Here is a 16,622-nt window from a genome sequence, read left to right as displayed (position 1 = left end):
CCTTCGGTCAAAACTCCTTCGACAGCCGCACCTGCACCAACTCCTTGTCCAGCGCCCGCTTGAAGATTTGCGGGGCGGCAAAGGTGTAGACGACGAACGCCAGCCAGACCCAATCGACGCCCTCGGCCAACGTCGGGTAGCCCTGTTGGTTCAACGCGATCACCATCACCCGGTACAGCACGAACATCCCCAGCAAAATGACGATGGCTCGGGTTGTGCCGCGCTCGCTCATCCATGCGTTCAGGCGCCACCAGAAGCTCAGAAACAGACTCTCCCGGGCCTTGACGGCGGTAATCAGGTGCAGCGCCGCACGGTCGTTGGCGTTTTCCTGGAGCGCCCAGATGGCGTGCTCGCGGGCGGCAGCCGTTTCGCCGCGACGCAACAGCAAGTGGCCCAGCACCACCACCCCGCCGGGATGCCCAGGGTCACTTTGCAGCGCTTGGCGGGCATAGCCTTCGGCCTGATCCCAATGCCCCTCGCTGCGATGATATTGCGCCATGGCCACCAGATTGGCGGCATCGTCGGGGCCCAGTTCCAAGGCCTTCTGCAATTGTTCCAGACGCAACGCCGAGCGCCCGGTGAGGCTGTAAAGCTCGGCCAGGGTACGGTGGTACATCGGGTTGAGCGGTTCCATGTCGAGCAACTGACGCAGGTGCTGCTCGGCCGGTTTGAACTGACGCATGGCAATCGCCACCACCGCCATGGCGTAGTGCGCCACCGGCAGCTCCGGGTCGGCGGCCAGGGCCAGGCGTGACTCGGCACGGGCAGCATGGACCCGGCGCATGTTGATCAAGCAGATGGCCAGCAAGGCGTGGGCCTCGGCGTGGTCGCTGTCTTCAGCCAGCAACTGGCGCAGGCTGTCGATCGCGCCGTCGTTGTGCCCGGCTTGCAGCCGTTGATAGGCCAGGTGCAGCAGGTAGGCGGAATTCATTATTGCATCACCAATTGCCAGAGCAGCGACGGAAGCACTTTGATCACCCTGTCCTGCACGACGAAGCTCGCCACGGCTACCACGGCAATGCCATAGCGGCTCAGCACGCCGCCGTAATACTGGTACAGCTCGATGGTGGCGCTCTGCTGGACGAACAAGGCGTAGCCGATGGCCAGCTTCCAGATCAACAGCACCAGCAGCGCATACTGGATACTGGCTTGAGTGGTGAGGTAACCACCCTCCCACAAATGCAGGACCATCATCGCCAGCACCAGGCTGCCAAGGAAGCCCACCGCCACCAGGACCAATTCGCGTGTACGGGTCGGGCTGCCCACCGCCACCGAGTTGAGGGCAAACCAAGGCAGACCCAGCCAGCTGCCGGCCAGCATCATGGCCAGCAAGGGCCAGAAGGGCGACACGGCCAACTGCGCCAGGGGGCCGGGCCGCGGTTCATCTTCCAGACGGTACATCGAACGCGTGGCCATCAGCGGTCCTTGGCGTGTTGATCGAGGAAGGCCAGCACTTCGTCGTACTGGTTGCCTTCGTTGGCGTAGCGGGCGTAGTTGCGCGCCGTGGTCAGCCACTCCAGCGTGGTGGCCCGGACTTGCTTGAGGGCGCGCTTGAGATGGCTGTCGCCAATAGGTTGCTCATTGCCGCTGGCAATGGATTCTTCGATGGCTTCATCGGCGGCGGTTTCCACCAGCTCGCTGAGGTCGGCACCGGAGAAGCCGGGGGTATTTCTGGCCAGGAACACGAAGTCGATACCCGGCGCGGTCGGGCGATCGGCCATCATCAACTTGAGCATGCTTTCCCGGGCCGCGCGATCGGGTGGCGGGACGAACAGTACCCGGTCAAAGCGGCCGGGACGGCGGAACGCCGAGTCCACCGACCAGGGCACGTTGGTGGCCGCCAGAATCAGCACGCCATGATTGTCGTGTGTAAAACCGTCCATTTCCGAAAGGAACTGGCTGACCAGCTTGGACGACGTCGCCTCCCGGGTGTTCGAGCGCTTGCCGCCCAGGGCTTCGACTTCATCGAAGAACATCACCGCCGGGGCCGCCTTGCGCGCCTGTTCGAACAGGGCGTGCAGCTTGCGCTCGGACTCACCAATGTACATGTCCAGCACATCGCTGATGGCGATATTGAAGAACGTCGCCTTGCACTCACCCGCCGTGGCCCGGGCCAGCAGGGTCTTGCCGCAGCCGGGCGGGCCATACAGCAGTACGCCCCCGCCCACGCGCTTGCGAAAGCGCTGGAAAAGGCCGGGTTTCTGATAAGGCAGGATGATTTTCTTGTGAATGGTCTTCTTCAGCTCGTCGAGGCCGCCGATATCATCGAAGGTCAGGGTCTCGGCGCTGGGCTCCAGCAGCCGGTGGCTTTCGCTGACATCGGTGTCGTCATTGGAGATGACCCGCAGCTTCGGCCGGCCTTCGCCGGAAGGAAACTCCACCACCGACACATTCAACCGGCGCAGCAACGCCATGTCTTCCAGTGCAGTATTGGCGGCAATGGCAGCGCGGTACTCGGTCAAGCCTTCCTTCAGACGCCCCAGGTCCGCGAGGGCACGGGCCCGCAGCAGGCCCAGCGCGGGGTCGGCGCCCTCGGCGAGACGCAACCCGCGCTCGGCGTCATCGGCGGCCAGACACAGCTGCACCGCCAGAGGCTTGAGGCTGGCGTTTTCAGGCGAATCGTCGAGGCTGGCAGGCAGCCGTTCGAGGCCACGCCGGGGCTCGCCGCGTTCAAGGTACGCCTTGAGCACCAGCGCGAGCAGCGCAGGGTTGCCGGGGGAAGCGCTTAGCGCGGCTTCCAGTTGCGCGAGGGTGGAGTCATCCATTGCAAGGGCCTGTGAAAGAAATAAGGGCGTCGGGCGTCATCCCTGAGCCTCGGGGCGCTGCACGTCGACCCAGACAAATTTCTGCGGGTCGACTTCGGTTTCGTGATCCAGCCGATAGGCCACCAGCTTGCCGTAGAGCACCGCGCTGTAGTCCAGGCAGGCCAGGTTGGGGCGGATCGTCATGGGGTTGCCGCTGCGCCAGTAATGGCCGACAAACAACATCGGCTCATCGGGGCCGTAGCGCAGCAGCGCACTTTTCTGGCTATCGCTGAGGGCCACGCTGGCCACCTGGTCGGGCAGTGCGTCGGGCTGGAAGACGATATCGCCATAGGTCTGCGGGTCGTCTTCCCAGAACTTGGTGCGAAAGAACGCGCGGGTCAGGCCGTCGCCGCCGGTCAGGGTCAGGCCATCGGGCAGGCGCATGTCGGTGCCGCGCAGCAGCCGGTCGAACACGCTGTTGGCAAAACTGCCCTTGACCGCCGCCTGCTGCACGAAGGGCGCATCGATGCAGGCGTCGGGGTACTGCTCCATGAAGCGAGCGATCAAGGCGTGATCCCAACAGGCGTGCACCACGCGAAACCGTCCACCGTCCATGCACATCGGCAGTTCGTGGAACCAGCCGAGAAAATCCTGCCAGTCGCCGGGGTAGTGTTCGAACTGGTCAAGGGTGGCCTGGATCAGGCGCTGATGGCGCGGGGTGTGCTCGTGGACGAATGCCTTGCCCGAGCCGGGCGGCGCCGGCGTGGTCCAGCCCAGCGCGTTGAACTCGTGATTGCCCATGATGCACAGAGCGTGGCCGGCAGCGACCATGTCGTGAACGATGTGCAGCGCCTCGCGGATGCGCGGGCCACGGTCGATGATGTCACCGAGAAACAGCGCCTGGCGGCTGGCATGGCACCACACGCCGGCCTGTTTGCGGTAGCCGAGCATGTCCAGCAAATGCTCGAGGGTATGGGCACAACCGTGCACGTCGCCGATCAGATCGAAACTGCGCGCCGGATCGAGCATCAATCGCCTCCGTTGCCGAGCCTGCTGCCCCAGCCGAGTTTGGTCCGGCAGACTTCGTAATAGTTATGGTCCAGTGGGTGAATCAGCCGCAGCTTCTGGGATTTCTTGCTCACCGTGATGGTGTCGCCCGGCGCGCAGGTGAAGTGATTCTGGCCGTCACAGGAGACCTGCGGGTAGATGGTCATGTCCTTGGACACGACGATCTTCAGCTCGCTGTTGCCATCGACCACGATCGGCCGACCAGACAAGGTATGGGGGTACATCGGCACGATCACAATGGCGTCGAGCTTGGGGTGCATGATCGGCCCGCCCGCGGAGAGTGCGTAAGCAGTGGAGCCGGTCGGTGTGGCGACGATCAGGCCATCGGCCTTCTGGCTGCAGACGAACTGGCCATCGATGTAGATCTCGAATTCGATCATGCGCGTGGATTTGCCCGGGTGCAGCACCACGTCGTTGAGGGCATCACCCTGGCCGATGGACTCGCCGTGGCGACGCACGGAAGCCTGCAGCAGGAAGCGGTTTTCCACCAGATAGTGACCGTCGAGCACCTCGGCGACTTTCACTTCCAATTCGTCCGGGCGGATGTCGGTGAGAAACCCCAGGCTGCCACGGTTGATCCCCAGCACCGGGATGTTGTGCCGAGCCAGCGCGCGGGCGGCGCCCAGCAGGCTGCCGTCACCGCCAACGACGATGACCAGGTCACAGACCTCGCCGAGCATCTTGCGCGTGGACGTCTGCAGGCCATGGCCCGGCAGGACTTCGGCGATGGTGTCCTCGAGGATCACGTGCAAGTGTCGCTCCAGCAGAAAGGTCTTCAGCCGGCGGATGGTATCCAGCACCTGCACGCTGCCGAGGCGGCCAATGATGCCGATATTGCGAAATTGCTCCATGGAGATCCTGCTTGAGTCTGACGAACGCTGGTGCCCACAGGCACAGTACCGAGGATTATGGGCGAAAGCGCCCACAGGGCAAAAGCCTTTCGGCGCGCAGGGCGCTATGCTGCGCAGCATGAACCCCTTTTCCCGCTTGTGTCACCTGCCCTCTGAACTGCGCCAGCCCGCCGTGCGCGACCTGGCCTGGGTCCTTGTCTCGCCGCCGCTCCTGCAAGACGCGCCCTGGCCACAGCGCCACCCACTGGCCGGCAGCCATTGGGCGCGCGCCCCGGAGCGCCTGGAACAGTGGCTGCGGGAACTGGACCATGACGGCCAACCCTTGCTCGACTGGCTGGCGCGCAGCAGCACGCGCCGCCTGGGGGTGTATTACGAACGGCTGTGGCAATTTGCCCTGACGCAGGCACCCGGCATCGAGCTGGTGGCCGCCAATCTGGCCATTCGCGGCGAAGGCCGCACCCTCGGCGAGCTGGATATCGTCCTGCGGGATGACAGCGGCACTTATCACCTCGAGCTGGCTATCAAGCTTTACCTGGGGCCTGCCGATAGCGTGGAAGAGCCGCCGCGCGGTGCGGACCCGTTTACCTGGCTGGGCCCGGGCTGCCACGACCGACTGGGGCGCAAGCTGACCCATCTGAGCGAGCATCAGTTGCCCATGGCGTCTCGTGAGCAGGCGCAGATGGCCTTGCGCGCATTGGGGGTAGACGGCGTCGACTCGCGGTTGTGGCTGGCGGGGTACCTGTTTTACCCGTGGGGCCGGCACGTCGAGTCCCCACGGGGTGGGCATGGCGAACATCTGCGCGGGCTGTGGGTGCATCGCCAGGACTGGCCGACGCTACGCCAGCAGGCCGGACCCGGTGTCTGGCAGCTGCTGCCACGCCCGTCCTGGCTGGCGCCCGCGCGGGTCGAGGTCAATGACGTGTGGTCCGAGGGAGATTTGCGGCTGTGGCTCGCGGAACTCGATCCACAAGCCCGTGCCCAACTGCTGGTTCGCCTGGTGCCCGGGGTGGACGGTGACTGGCATGAAGCACAGCGGGTGTTTCTGGTCAGTGATCTGTGGCCGAACGTGGCAGGCAACGATATCGATTAAGGTCAGGCGCCTGCGCGTCGGGCCACGACGCATTGGAAAAGGCAGCCCATGACCTGGAAGAACACCCTCGCCCGCTATGGCAGCCTGTCGATCACCTTGCACTGGTTGATGGTGGTGCTGCTGATCGCGGTCTACACCTGCACCGAACTGCGCAGCCACTTCGACCGAGGCACTGCCGGCCGACTGCTGTCGGGCCAGTTTCACTATATGTTCGGTCTGACGATTTTTGCGCTGGTCTGGCTGCGCCTGCTGGCCCGCGGCCTGGGGGTCACCCCGCGCATCACCCCGGCGCCGCCGCGTTGGCAACGGCGGCTGGCGTGGCTCATGCACATGGCCTTGTATGCCTTGATGATCGCCATGCCCGTGCTCGGCTGGCTGACCCTCAGCGGCGAGGGCAAGGCTATCCCCTTCTGGGGCTTGCAAATGCCCCCACTGATGGCACCGGACAAGGAGCTGGCGGCACAGATCGAGGACTGGCACATTCAGATCGGCGAGTGGGGCTACTGGCTGATCGGGCTGCACACGCTGGCGGGGTTGGCCCATCATTACTTGAAGCGGGATGACACATTGTCGAGGATGTTACCGCGGCGCAGGTAGGCGTCGGGATGTCATCAAGCCAGAGCCTGACGCCGCCCTTGCAACCCTCCGGTGTGAACAAAAACAATCCGGGTACCCCGCTTGAATAGACCTGTCTCGACCTGTGCCTGTAATGCCAGCAACGCCTTGGCCGTATACACCGGCTCCCAGGGCACCCTCGAAGCCGCTTCAGATTCGGCCAGAAATTGCTTCAACGCCTCATCCACCTTGGCAAATCCGCCCCGGCTGGCCTCGAACAACCCATAACCGCCCGTCCCGACCAACGCCTCGACGTTCTCCACTACCCCATGGCCCGGCGGCACGGCCATGGCGCCGTACACCGGATGCGCGCCGGCTTCGGCCAGCACCAGCCCGGCCAGGGTGGTGCCGGTGCCACAGGCCAGCCACCAGCCGTGGTAATCGTCCCAGCCCAGCTCGCCGAGTTGTGCACGGGCCTGAGCCACGATGGCAGCGCAGCCTTGGGCACCAGGCGCACCGCCACCGCCCTCGGGCACTGGATAAAGCTGCGGATACTGCTCCGTCCAGGTGTCCCAGAACCCTGGCGCATGTCGCTGCCGATAGCCGGCGTAGCCGAGCCAGTGCAACTGCATGCCGAAGGCTTGCAGATCCATCACCGTAGGGGTCACCTGTGGATGGCCGCGCAGCAGGCCCACTGTCTCGAAACCGAAACGCAGCCCGGCGGCGGCCAGCGCGTGCAGATGATTGGAGTACGCGCCGCCCAGGCTGATCAGGCCGCTGCGGCCTCGAGCCTGCGCCAGATGCCAATAGGGCTCAAGTTTGAACCACTTGTTGCCGCTGATCAGCGGATCGATCAAGTCCAGCCGCAGCACGGCAACCTCCACCCCCGCGTCGTCGAGCCAGTCCAGGCGCAGGGGCTGCAAGGGGGCGATGGGCAAGCAAGGCATGAACGGCTCCACAGTCGACAGCCGCGCAGTCTACAGCTCGGCCGCCAATCGCGAACCCTGGTTGATGGCGCGCTTGGCATCCAGTTCCAAGGCGACGTCGGCGCCGCCGATCAGGTGCACCGACTGCCCGGCGGCCAGCAGGCCGTCCTGCAACTCACGCAGCGGGTCCTGCCCGGCGCAGATGACGACGTTGTCCACTGCCAGCACCTGTGGCTCGGCCTCACCGATGCGGATGTGCAGTCCGGCGTCGTCTACCTTCAGGTACTCGACGCTGTTGAGCATCTGCACGTGCTTGTTCTTCAAGCCGGTGCGGTGAATCCAGCCGGTGGTCTTGCCCAGCCCGTCGCCGACCTTGCTGGCCTTGCGTTGCAGCAACCAGACCTGCCGTGCTGGCACCTGGGGTTCAGCCTGGATGCCGGCGACCCCGCCCCGGGCTTGCAGGTCGAGATCGATGCCCCACTCTTTCCAGAAAGCCTCGCGGTTCAGGCTGGTACTGACACCCTGATGCACGAGGAATTCGCTGACATCGAAGCCGATGCCGCCCGCGCCGACCACGGCGACCCGCGCGCCCACCGGTTTGCCAGCCCGCAGCACGTCAAGGTAACTCAGCACCTTGGGATGATCGATGCCGGCGATCTGCGGCGTGCGCGGGGCAATGCCGGTGGCGAGGATGACCTCGTCATAGGCGCCGGCCACCAGCGCTGCCACGTCCACCCGGGTATTAAGCTTCAGCGTGACGCCGGTGATCTCCAGCTTGCGCTGGAAATAGCGCAGGGTTTCATAGAACTCTTCCTTGCCCGGCACGCGCTTGGCGACGTTGAACTGGCCGCCAATTTCGCCATGGTCGTCGAACAGTGTGACCGCATGCCCGCGCTCGGCCGCCACCGTGGCCGCCGCCAGCCCCGCCGGCCCGGCGCCGACCACGGCAATACGCTTGCGCCGGGTCGTAGGCAGGTAGTTGAGTTCGGTTTCGTGACAAGCCCGGGGATTGACCAGACAACTGGTCAGCTTGCCGGCGAACGTGTGGTCCAGGCAGGCCTGGTTGCAACCGATGCAGGTATTGATCTCATCGGCGCGCCCGGCCGCCGCCTTGTTGACGAACTCGGGGTCGGCCAGGAACGGCCGAGCCATGGAGACCATGTCGGCGTCGCCGTCGGCCAGCACCCGCTCGGCCACTTCCGGGGTATTGATGCGGTTGGTGGTGATCAGCGGAATGCTCACCGCCCCGCGCAATTTCGCGGTGACCTTGGTGAACGCGCCGCGAGGCACCTTGGTGGCGATGGTGGGAATCCGTGCTTCGTGCCAGCCGATGCCGGTGTTGATGATCGTGGCACCGGCCTTTTCCACAGCCTGGGCCAGTTGCACCACCTCCTCCCAGACACTGCCGCCGGCAATCAGGTCGAGCATGGACAGGCGGAAGATCAGAATGAAATTCGGCCCCACCGCCGCCCGCACACGACTGACGATTGCCACCGCCAGGCGCATGCGGTTTTCATAGCTGCCGCCCCAACGGTCAGTGCGGTGGTTGGTGTGGGCGGCGAGAAACTGGTTGATGAAATAGCCTTCGGAACCCATCACCTCGACGCCGTCATATTCGGCCAACTGCGCCAGGGTCGCGCACTGCACGAAGGCCTTGATCTGGGCCTCGATGCCCGCCTCGTCCAGTTCATGGGGCTTGAACGGATTGATCGGCGCCTGGATCGCACTGGGCGCGACCAGCTGGGGACTGTAGGCGTAGCGCCCGGCATGAAGGATCTGCAAGCAGATCTTGCCGCCCTCGGCATGCACCGCGCGGGTGACGATCCGATGCTTTTCGGCCTCCTCCGGAGTACTCAGCTTGGCCGCCCCGGCGTACACACCGCCCTCGACATTGGGGCCGATGCCACCGGTGACCATCAGCCCCACCCCGCCCCGGGCACGCTCGGCAAAGTACACCGCCATGCGCTCGAAGCCGCCTTTGGTCTCTTCAAGGCCAGTGTGCATCGAGCCCATCAACGTGCGGTTGCGCAGGGTGGTGAACCCAAGGTCCAGCGGGGCCAGCAGGTGGGGATAAAGGGCGGCGGCCATGGGCAAGACTCCACATCGGTTCGATCACGGGATGCGGGGCGAATCGTCGTTTGCCCCGTCGTTGGATGAGGATGGACAGTAAAGCGCAGGCGTGCACGGCTCAATGACTTAAAATGACAGATTATTGATCGTAATGAGCACCCCAGGACTGGCCATCCCTCGACGGGGACCATGGCCATCGTCGATACTGGCGACTTGTCGTCTGCCAAAGTCCCCGCCCCTCTCCATGCGCAAATTACTCACCACCTCGCTTCTGCTCGCAGCCGCGCTGGCCGCCGGCAGCTATGGCCTGTGGTCCCGGGAGCGGCCGGCGGGGCATTACCTGTCCGATCTGCGCGTGCAACTGGCGCTCAACGAAGGCATCCCCGGCGAGCGCGGCAATCTGCTCGGCGTGCAGCCGGAGCTGTTTTCAGGGGACTACCGCAGCCGCCATCGCCTGCACCTGAAGCTGGCTGCCTACCTGCAGCAGGCACGCCAACAGGGGTTGTTGGGACCCCGTACGGTGGTGGTGTTGCCTGAGCACATCGGCACTTGGCTATGGGCAATGGGCGAGAAGCAGGAGCTGTACGACGCCAGCCAGCGCGAAGTCGCCTTGCAATGGTTGTTGCTGCGCAACCCGCTGCAGTTTGTCAGCGCCTGGGTTCAGGCCCGGGGCAGTGACCGCGTGGCCGATACCTGGCTGCGGATGAAGGCCACCAGCATGGCGGACAACTATCAGCAGCTGTTCGGCGGCCTGGCCAAGGAGTTCGGTGTGACTCTGGTGGCCGGCTCCATCGTGCTGCCGACGCCGACGGTGGAGCAAGGCCGCCTGACCATCGGCCATGGGCGGCTGTACAACACCAGCCTGGTGTTCGGTGCCGATGGTCTGGCGCTGGGCCAGCCCCAGCGCGAACTGTCGCGCTCCGAGGCCCAGGGCGCGGTGCTGGAGGGTGCCGGCGAGCAGGCGCTGCAAGTGATCGACACACCGGCCGGGCGCCTGGGCATTCTGCTGGGTGCGGACGCCGACGAGCCCAGCCACTATGACGAACTGATCCGCGCCGGCGCCCACCTGATCGTGGTCAGCGGCAATAGCCACGGCCATGTCCCCGAGACCATCAGTCATGTCGGCGTGGCCCTCGGCGGACGGCTGTGGGATGAGACCGCGACCGGCCACAACGTCGTCGGTGGAGCAGGCAACCAGGCCATCAGTGAACCGCGCAAAGGCGCGCGGCTGGTCAACCTGTGGCTGTGAATCGACGAACCCCGGTGCGTCTGGGCGACCTCTCCACCGGCTTCGTCCACAGCCTGGCCGCCGCCCTGCGCGAGGCCGGTCATGATCCTTTGCCCTTGCTGGCCCACTACGGTCTTGACCCGCAGCGGCTTGCCGAACCCGGCGGGCGCCTGTCGATCCCGCGCTACATGCGTCTGGGCCATGCCGCCATGCAACTGGCCGGCGACCCGGCGCTGGGCCTGTCCATGGGCCGCTGTTGTCGTCTGGCGCAACTGGGGCTGGCCGGCGTCACCGCCGCCCAGGCTCCTACCGTGCGCGATGCCGCGCGCATGCTGATCCGCTTCGAAGCGCTGTACGCCTCCAACTACCGCGGTCAGGGCAGCTTTCATGAAGACGCCGGCGGTGCCTGGCTGCGGCTGTACTCCCTGAGCCCGTACAACGGTTTCAACCGCTTTGTGGTCGACTCGGTGCTCGGCGGCTGGTTGCAGCAGCTGTCCCAGGTGGCCGGGCAGACACTGGTGGCCGAGCGGATCGAGATCGAGTTCGACGCTCCTGACTACACCAGTGCCTATGCAGGTCTGAGCCGGAGCACCGTGCAATTTGGCGCAGGCGCCAACCAGCTGCGCCTGGACAAGGGTACTCTGGCGCTTGCCAATCCGGCCTATTGCCCCGGGACATGGCAAGCGCTGCAGGCCCTGTGCGAACAACAGCTTGAGCAGATGACACGGACCTACAGCCTCGGCCAGCGCATCACTCGCCTGCTGGGGCCACTGCTCGGCAGTGGTCGCGAGCCGAGCCTGGAAGAGGTGGCCCTGCGTCTGAAATTGCCGGTATGGACCTTGCGCCGCAAACTCGCCGAGCAAGGCACCTCGTTCCGCACCGTGCTCAATGACGCGCGCCAGGACCTGGCCACGACCTATATCCGTGACACCGACCTGACCTTTGGCGAAATTGCGTTCGTGTTGGGTTTTGCCTCGGCCGAGGCGTTTGCCCGCGCGTTCAAGCGCTGGACCGGAGAGACCCCCGGGGCGTTTCGGCGAGGCTTGTCGGCACGGGACGATTGAAGCGGGTTACAACTCAGTGGCATCGTCCGCCGGTTCTGCCGGATCGAATTCGAACGCACGGCTTTCCAGCCATTCTTCCTGATAATCGTCCATAAGCGCCTCCTTTCAAGCGCGACTGATCTGAACCCCGAGCATAGCCGCCTGCGGTGAACAAATCATGACCGCGATCAAGGCGCCGTCGGGGTGCTGCTGACAGGCTGCTCCGGCAAGCTGACCGGTTCGGCCTGCGGGGCCGGTTGCGCTTCGATGGGCTTGTTCTCGGTCGCTGGCGCGACCGGTTCGGACTGCACGGTCGGGTCGGGCTGGGCCGCAGGGGGCGACGCCGGTGCGGTGGTGGCGCTCGGTGTCGGATCAGGGCTTGGGGCTACGGGCTTGGCGGGCTTGGACTTGGCCGGCTCCGGCACCCCGAGGTCGGTGCTGGGCTTCTCGGGGATGTGCGCGGCTTTCTTCGCTTCGGGCGGGAGGAAATTCTCCACCAGGGCAAAGTAGCGATCATAGAAGGTATCCGCCGAGACCGTCTCGCTGGCGACCTTGACCATGGAGTCGTCACTGGAGCCGATGGGCATCGACACCGAACCCAGCACACCGACCCCAAGGGTTGCCGACTGGTTGGTCTTTTTCAGGGCATAACGATCAAGCAGCGCGTTGGCGAACACCGTGGAGTTGTGATCGTTGCTGCTGTCGCTGGCGCAGACAATGTTGAAGCTGATCTCCATGTGCGTATCGCCGGTCTGCTGGAAGCTCTTGTGCCCGGCCACCAGCTTGGGATCGGTGCTGGTGATGATGTAGCCCTGGCTGAGCAATGCCCGGCGCGCCGCTTCGCAGGAAGCGAGGTCACTGACCGGGTAATTGCGCGAGAACGTGCCGGCGTCATCGAAGTTTTCATGATCGTACAAGGGCTTGGTCGTCGTGCAGCCACTCAGCACAGCCAGCAGGGCCGCCAGGCCTGCACCGGCGACGACGGTAGAGTTTGACATTACGCATCCCGTAAAAATGACCAACGCCTATTGTGCTACACATTGAGGGCGAGTGGAGTATGAAATGTGGGGTGGGTGACCCGGCAAATACCCACTCGACATGCTATTTTTCTGGCACCGACCTCTTTCAAGGGCCTCCATGCACACCTTCCTCTCCCACGCCATTCTCCTGGGCATTGGCGCTACTGCACTGCTCGACCTTTGGAACCTGCTGCTCAACCGTTTGTTCAGCCTGCCTCTGCCGCCCTGGCATCTGGTCGGACGCTGGTTCGCCGGCCTGCCCCACGGGCTGCTCGTACGCCGCGAAGGCATCCCCAACTGCACGCCGGTGTCCGGGGAGCTGGCGATCGGCTGGGTGATGCACTATGTGGTCGGCATTCTGTTCGCGGCGGCGCTGCTGCTGATCTGGGGCATGCAATGGGCCGCGACGCCGACATTCGGGGCCGCCCTGACGGTCGGGCTGGTCACCGTCGGGGCCGGCTGGTTCATTCTGCAGCCGGGCATGGGCGTCGGGGTCGCCTGCTCCAAGGCCGCCAATCCCAACCTGGCCAGGGGCTTGAACATCGCCGGGCACGTGGTGTTTGCCATCGGTTTGTACGGTACTGCCCTGCTGGCACGTGCTTGAATCATTCGACGCAGGTGATTAAACATGGAGCAAAAACGTGTCAGCAAGCGCTTTTCCTATGATAAGTTGCTGATCCGTGCCCATTGGCCCTGACGCCAGCCGCCAGATTCCGCCTGTCTTCGGAGCAATCCATGTCCAGAATTTCCCATCAAGGCCTGCGCCGCGCCTTCCGTCAATTGCTCGGCTCGACGTCCTGCTACCACACAGCTTCCGTGTTCGATCCCATGTCGGCCCGCATTGCCGCCGACCTGGGCTTTGAAGTCGGCATCCTCGGCGGCTCGGTCGCCTCGCTGCAAGTGCTGGCCGCGCCCGACTTTGCCCTGATCACCCTCACCGAATTCGCCGAACAGGCCCGACGCATCGGCCGGGTGGCGCAATTGCCTTTCATCGCCGACGCCGACCATGGCTATGGCAATGCGCTCAACGTCATGCGCACCGTGGTCGAACTGGAACACGCCGGCGTCGCCGCGCTGACCATCGAAGACACCCTGCTGCCGGCACAATTCGGCCGCAAGTCCACCGACCTGATCTCTGTGGCCGAAGGCATCGGCAAGATCCGCGCGGCCCTCGAAGCCCGGGTCGACCCGGAACTGTCGATCATCGCCCGTACTCATGCCGGCGTACTGTCCACCGAAGAAGTCATCCACCGCACCCAGGCCTATGAAAAGGCCGGGGCCGACGGGATCTGCATGGTCGGCGTGAAAGACTTCGACCACTTGGAAAAGATCGCCGAAGGCCTCAGCATCCCGCTGATGCTGGTGACCTACGGCAACCCGCAGCTCAATGACAACGAGCGCCTGGCCAGACTGGGCGTACGCATCGTCGTCGCCGGCCACGGCGCCTACTTTGCGGCGATCAAGGCCACTTACGACAGCCTGCGCGAGCAGCGCGGCCTGACCCGCAGCACCAGCAACCTGACGGCCACCGAGCTGACTCACACCTACACACTGCCGGAAACCTACACCTCCTGGGCCCGCGAGTTCATGGATGTCAAGGAGTAGCGGCGCCACGCCTCAAGGGGCCTCATGACTTCAACCCAGTCGCTCATTGCCCGCGGCAAGCACGCCCGCCGGCAATGCCCACGGGCCAGCCAGGCCGAGGTGGGCGACACCCGTCGCGACCCGCTGCCGCTGATCGAGACCTCCAGCAAGGGCCGGGTCAAGGCCTTGGTGCCGCTGCGCTACGGACGCATGCTGGTATCGCCCTTTACCTTCTATCGCGGCAACGCGCTGCTGCAGGCCCACGACTTGGCAGGCACGCCGAACATGGGCCTGGTCACGCCGATCTGCGGTGACTGCCACCTGATGAATTTCGGCGGTTTCGCCACGCCGGAGCGCAACCTGCTGTTCGGCGTCAACGACTTCGACGAAGCCCACCCTGGCCCCTGGGAATGGGACCTCAAGCGCCTGGTGGCGAGCTTCATGATTGCCGCGCGACACCTGAACCACAGCGCCAGCGTGCAGGAAGAGGTGTGCCGACAGGTGGTGGGTGCCTACCAGCAATCGGTGACCGACAGCCGCGAACTGGGCGCACTGGAAACCTGGTATCACGCCATCACCTACGATGACCTGATGAACGAACCGCTGGGCAAGGCGACCCTGGCCCACATCCAGCGCGCCATGGAGAAAGCCCAGCGCCGCACACACGCGCGCCTGCTGCCCAAGATCACCGAACGCGACCATCACGGGCATCTGCTGATTCGCGACGACCTGCCGCAGATTTTCCATCTGCACAAAAAGAGCTCGCTGCTGGATGCCAACGATGACTGGCTGCGCATGAACAACTGGCATCCGCTGTACGACGCCTTGCGCAAGGACTATCGCACCACCTTGCAGGATGACCGCCGCGCCCTGCTCGACCGCTTCCAGGTCCATGACTTGGCCTTCAAGGTGGTGGGCGTGGGCAGTGTCGGCACGCGCTGCCTGGTGGCATTGCTGACCGATGATCAGCATCACCCGCTGTTCCTGCAATTCAAGGAAGCCCGCCGCTCGGTGCTGGCCGGTTACGTGGACGCCAAATCGCCGCTGCGCCACGAAGGGCAACGGGTGGTGGAAGGCCAACGCCTGATGCAATCGGCCAGCGACCTGTTTCTGGGCTGGACCCGGGCACCCAGCGGGCGGGATTTCTACGTGCGCCAACTGCGCGACATGAAAGTCTCGGCAGAACTGGAAACCTTCGACGCCGAGACCTTCGGCGGTTATGCCCGCCTCTGCGGCCGCGCCCTGGCCCGCGCCCACGCCAAGGCCTCGGGCATGGCGGCGTGCATCAGCGGTTACATCGGCCAGAGCGATGCCTTGGCCGACGCCTTGCTGCAATACGCCCTTGGCTATGCAGCGCAGAATGAACGGGATTTCGAGATCTTCCAGAAAGCCTGTCGAGACGGGCGTTTGCGGGCACGGTCGGAGGCGGACTTTGCTGCGGATCATTTGCCCTGATGGCCCACTCATCGGGGTAAAGTCACCTGACTATTGCGGTATAAACCTCTAAAGGCTGACTCGCCATGCCCCCTGGCAATCCCCTCGGCACCTACCTCAAGAACCGCCGTACCAAGCTCGACCCCGCCTCCTTCGGGCTGGCCGGCGGTCGACGGCGTACCCCTGGGCTGCGCCGCGAAGAAGTCGCCCAGCGCGCCAACATCAGTGCCACCTGGTACACCTGGCTCGAACAGGGTCGAGGCGGCCAGCCTTCGGCTGAAGTGCTGGACCGTATCGCCGGCGCCCTGACCCTGACCGAAGTGGAGCGCGAACACCTGTTCCTGATCGGCCTGGGACGCCCGCCGCAAGTGCAGTACCGGGTCGCCGATGCCATCACCCCGCGCCTGCAACGGCTGCTGGATATACTGACCCACAGCCCGGCCGTCGTGCGCACCGCTACCTGGGATGTGGTGGCATGGAACCGCGCGGCGGCTGCGGTGCTCACCGACTACAGCCTGCTGGCCCCCAAGCAGCGCAATATTCTGCGCCTGATGTTCAGCCAGGCGCGCATTCGCGCCATGCAGACCGACTGGCAAGCAGTGGCTCGATTTGTGGTGGCCTCGTTCCGCATCGATGCAGCCCGGGCCGGCGCCGACGCCGAGATTGAACAACTGGTGGCCGAGCTCAGCGAAACCAGCCCGGAATTTGCCGCCATGTGGAACGACAACAACGTGCAGACTCACGGCGACGGCCTGAAGCAACTGCATCACCCGAAAGTCGGCTGCATCACCCTGGAGTACTCCTCGTTCGCCGTGGACGGCCGGCCAGACCTCAGCCTGCTGGTCTACAACCCGGCCAGCGAGGCCGATCGACTGCTGGTGGAGACACTGATGCAGCCGCAAGGATAATGAGAAATATTCGCGTGAATTCTCTCGCCATGAGCCTGAACCATCCCCTCACCGACCCATGGATTCTGCAAGCCGGCATGCGCGTCGGCCTGACGCCTTCAT

At 64.7% G+C, this 16,622-nt stretch carries 16 protein-coding genes; 8 read left to right on the top strand and 8 right to left on the bottom strand.

What is annotated here, in order from left to right; all coding sequences use genetic code 11:
• Window positions 1-7 precede the first annotated feature (7 nt).
• The 5 genes from HB675_RS07825 to HB675_RS07805 are packed head-to-tail and all read right to left on the bottom strand — an operon-like array spanning window position 8 to window position 4,663.
• Window positions 8-931 carry a tetratricopeptide repeat protein gene (locus tag HB675_RS07825; RefSeq protein WP_213877388.1) on the bottom strand — a complete coding sequence of 308 codons (924 nt, stop codon included), beginning with the start codon at window positions 929-931 and terminating at the stop codon, window positions 8-10.
• Entirely contained in the window at window positions 931-1,416 is a 486-nt protein-coding gene (locus HB675_RS07820; protein WP_213877387.1) for a hypothetical protein, read from the bottom strand. The genes HB675_RS07825 and HB675_RS07820 overlap by 1 nt, the downstream gene beginning before the upstream one ends.
• Complete coding sequence (locus HB675_RS07815) at window positions 1,416-2,765, bottom strand: ATP-binding protein (protein WP_213877385.1); 1,350 nt, start codon at window positions 2,763-2,765, stop codon at window positions 1,416-1,418. Before HB675_RS07815 ends, HB675_RS07820 begins: the two co-directional genes overlap by 1 nt.
• 36 nt (window positions 2,766-2,801) lie before the next feature.
• The gene (locus tag HB675_RS07810) at window positions 2,802-3,773 is read right to left on the bottom strand and encodes a metallophosphoesterase (protein ID WP_213877383.1); all 972 of its coding nucleotides are present in this window, start codon (window positions 3,771-3,773) and stop codon (window positions 2,802-2,804) included.
• Window positions 3,773-4,663 (bottom strand): NAD(+) kinase, encoded by an 891-nt coding sequence (locus tag HB675_RS07805; protein WP_213877381.1) that lies wholly within the window; start codon window positions 4,661-4,663, stop codon window positions 3,773-3,775. The genes HB675_RS07810 and HB675_RS07805 overlap by 1 nt, the downstream gene beginning before the upstream one ends.
• 118 nt (window positions 4,664-4,781) lie before the next feature.
• Here HB675_RS07805 and HB675_RS07800 point away from each other — a divergent pair, with 118 nt between their 5' ends.
• A complete protein-coding gene (locus HB675_RS07800) occupies window positions 4,782-5,753 on the top strand; it encodes a DUF1853 family protein (protein WP_256737501.1) in 972 nt (323 codons plus the stop codon).
• 48 nt (window positions 5,754-5,801) lie between these two features.
• The gene (locus HB675_RS07795) at window positions 5,802-6,350 is read left to right on the top strand and encodes a cytochrome b (protein WP_213877377.1); all 549 of its coding nucleotides are present in this window, start codon (window positions 5,802-5,804) and stop codon (window positions 6,348-6,350) included.
• A 14-nt stretch (window positions 6,351-6,364) separates the two neighbouring features.
• On the opposite strand, the gene HB675_RS07790 is transcribed toward HB675_RS07795, so the two are convergent.
• Window positions 6,365-7,255, bottom strand: a complete 891-nt coding sequence (locus tag HB675_RS07790; protein ID WP_213877375.1) for a 1-aminocyclopropane-1-carboxylate deaminase — start codon at window positions 7,253-7,255, stop codon at window positions 6,365-6,367.
• A 30-nt stretch (window positions 7,256-7,285) separates the two neighbouring features.
• Window positions 7,286-9,322: an NADPH-dependent 2,4-dienoyl-CoA reductase gene (locus HB675_RS07785; RefSeq protein ID WP_213877373.1), complete on the bottom strand. Its 2,037-nt coding sequence runs from the start codon at window positions 9,320-9,322 to the stop codon at window positions 7,286-7,288.
• Between the two features lie 226 nt (window positions 9,323-9,548).
• Here HB675_RS07785 and HB675_RS07780 point away from each other — a divergent pair, with 226 nt between their 5' ends.
• Together HB675_RS07780 and HB675_RS07775 are read left to right on the top strand one after the other, a co-directional pair.
• Window positions 9,549-10,553, top strand: coding sequence for a carbon-nitrogen hydrolase family protein (locus HB675_RS07780; protein WP_213877372.1), 1,005 nt, complete (start codon window positions 9,549-9,551; stop codon window positions 10,551-10,553).
• The gene (locus HB675_RS07775; protein ID WP_213877370.1) at window positions 10,550-11,596 is read left to right on the top strand and encodes an AraC family transcriptional regulator ligand-binding domain-containing protein; all 1,047 of its coding nucleotides are present in this window, start codon (window positions 10,550-10,552) and stop codon (window positions 11,594-11,596) included. The genes HB675_RS07780 and HB675_RS07775 overlap by 4 nt, the downstream gene beginning before the upstream one ends.
• A 167-nt stretch (window positions 11,597-11,763) precedes the next feature.
• Here HB675_RS07775 and HB675_RS07770 read toward each other — a convergent pair whose 3' ends face one another.
• The gene (locus HB675_RS07770) at window positions 11,764-12,573 is read right to left on the bottom strand and encodes a DUF2242 domain-containing protein (RefSeq protein WP_213877368.1); all 810 of its coding nucleotides are present in this window, start codon (window positions 12,571-12,573) and stop codon (window positions 11,764-11,766) included.
• A 139-nt stretch (window positions 12,574-12,712) separates the two neighbouring features.
• Between HB675_RS07770 and HB675_RS07765 the strand changes: the two genes are divergently transcribed.
• The 4 genes from HB675_RS07765 (at window position 12,713) to HB675_RS07750 (ending at window position 16,520) form a co-directional block, all read left to right on the top strand.
• Window positions 12,713-13,198: a DUF2938 family protein gene (locus HB675_RS07765; RefSeq protein ID WP_213877366.1), complete on the top strand. Its 486-nt coding sequence runs from the start codon at window positions 12,713-12,715 to the stop codon at window positions 13,196-13,198.
• Window positions 13,199-13,329: 131 nt separating this feature from the next.
• Window positions 13,330-14,199 (top strand): oxaloacetate decarboxylase, encoded by an 870-nt coding sequence (locus HB675_RS07760; RefSeq protein ID WP_213877364.1) that lies wholly within the window; start codon window positions 13,330-13,332, stop codon window positions 14,197-14,199.
• Window positions 14,200-14,223: 24 nt separating this feature from the next.
• Window positions 14,224-15,633 (top strand): DUF2252 domain-containing protein, encoded by a 1,410-nt coding sequence (locus tag HB675_RS07755; RefSeq protein ID WP_213877362.1) that lies wholly within the window; start codon window positions 14,224-14,226, stop codon window positions 15,631-15,633.
• Between the two features lie 65 nt (window positions 15,634-15,698).
• The gene (locus tag HB675_RS07750; protein WP_213877360.1) at window positions 15,699-16,520 is read left to right on the top strand and encodes a helix-turn-helix transcriptional regulator; all 822 of its coding nucleotides are present in this window, start codon (window positions 15,699-15,701) and stop codon (window positions 16,518-16,520) included.
• Window positions 16,521-16,622 lie beyond the last annotated feature (102 nt).

Origin of the sequence: Pseudomonas sp. dw_358 (assembly GCF_018449655.1) — a bacterium.
Lineage (GTDB): Bacteria > Pseudomonadota > Gammaproteobacteria > Pseudomonadales > Pseudomonadaceae > Aquipseudomonas.
This window is presented reverse-complemented; position numbering and strand designations above follow the sequence as displayed.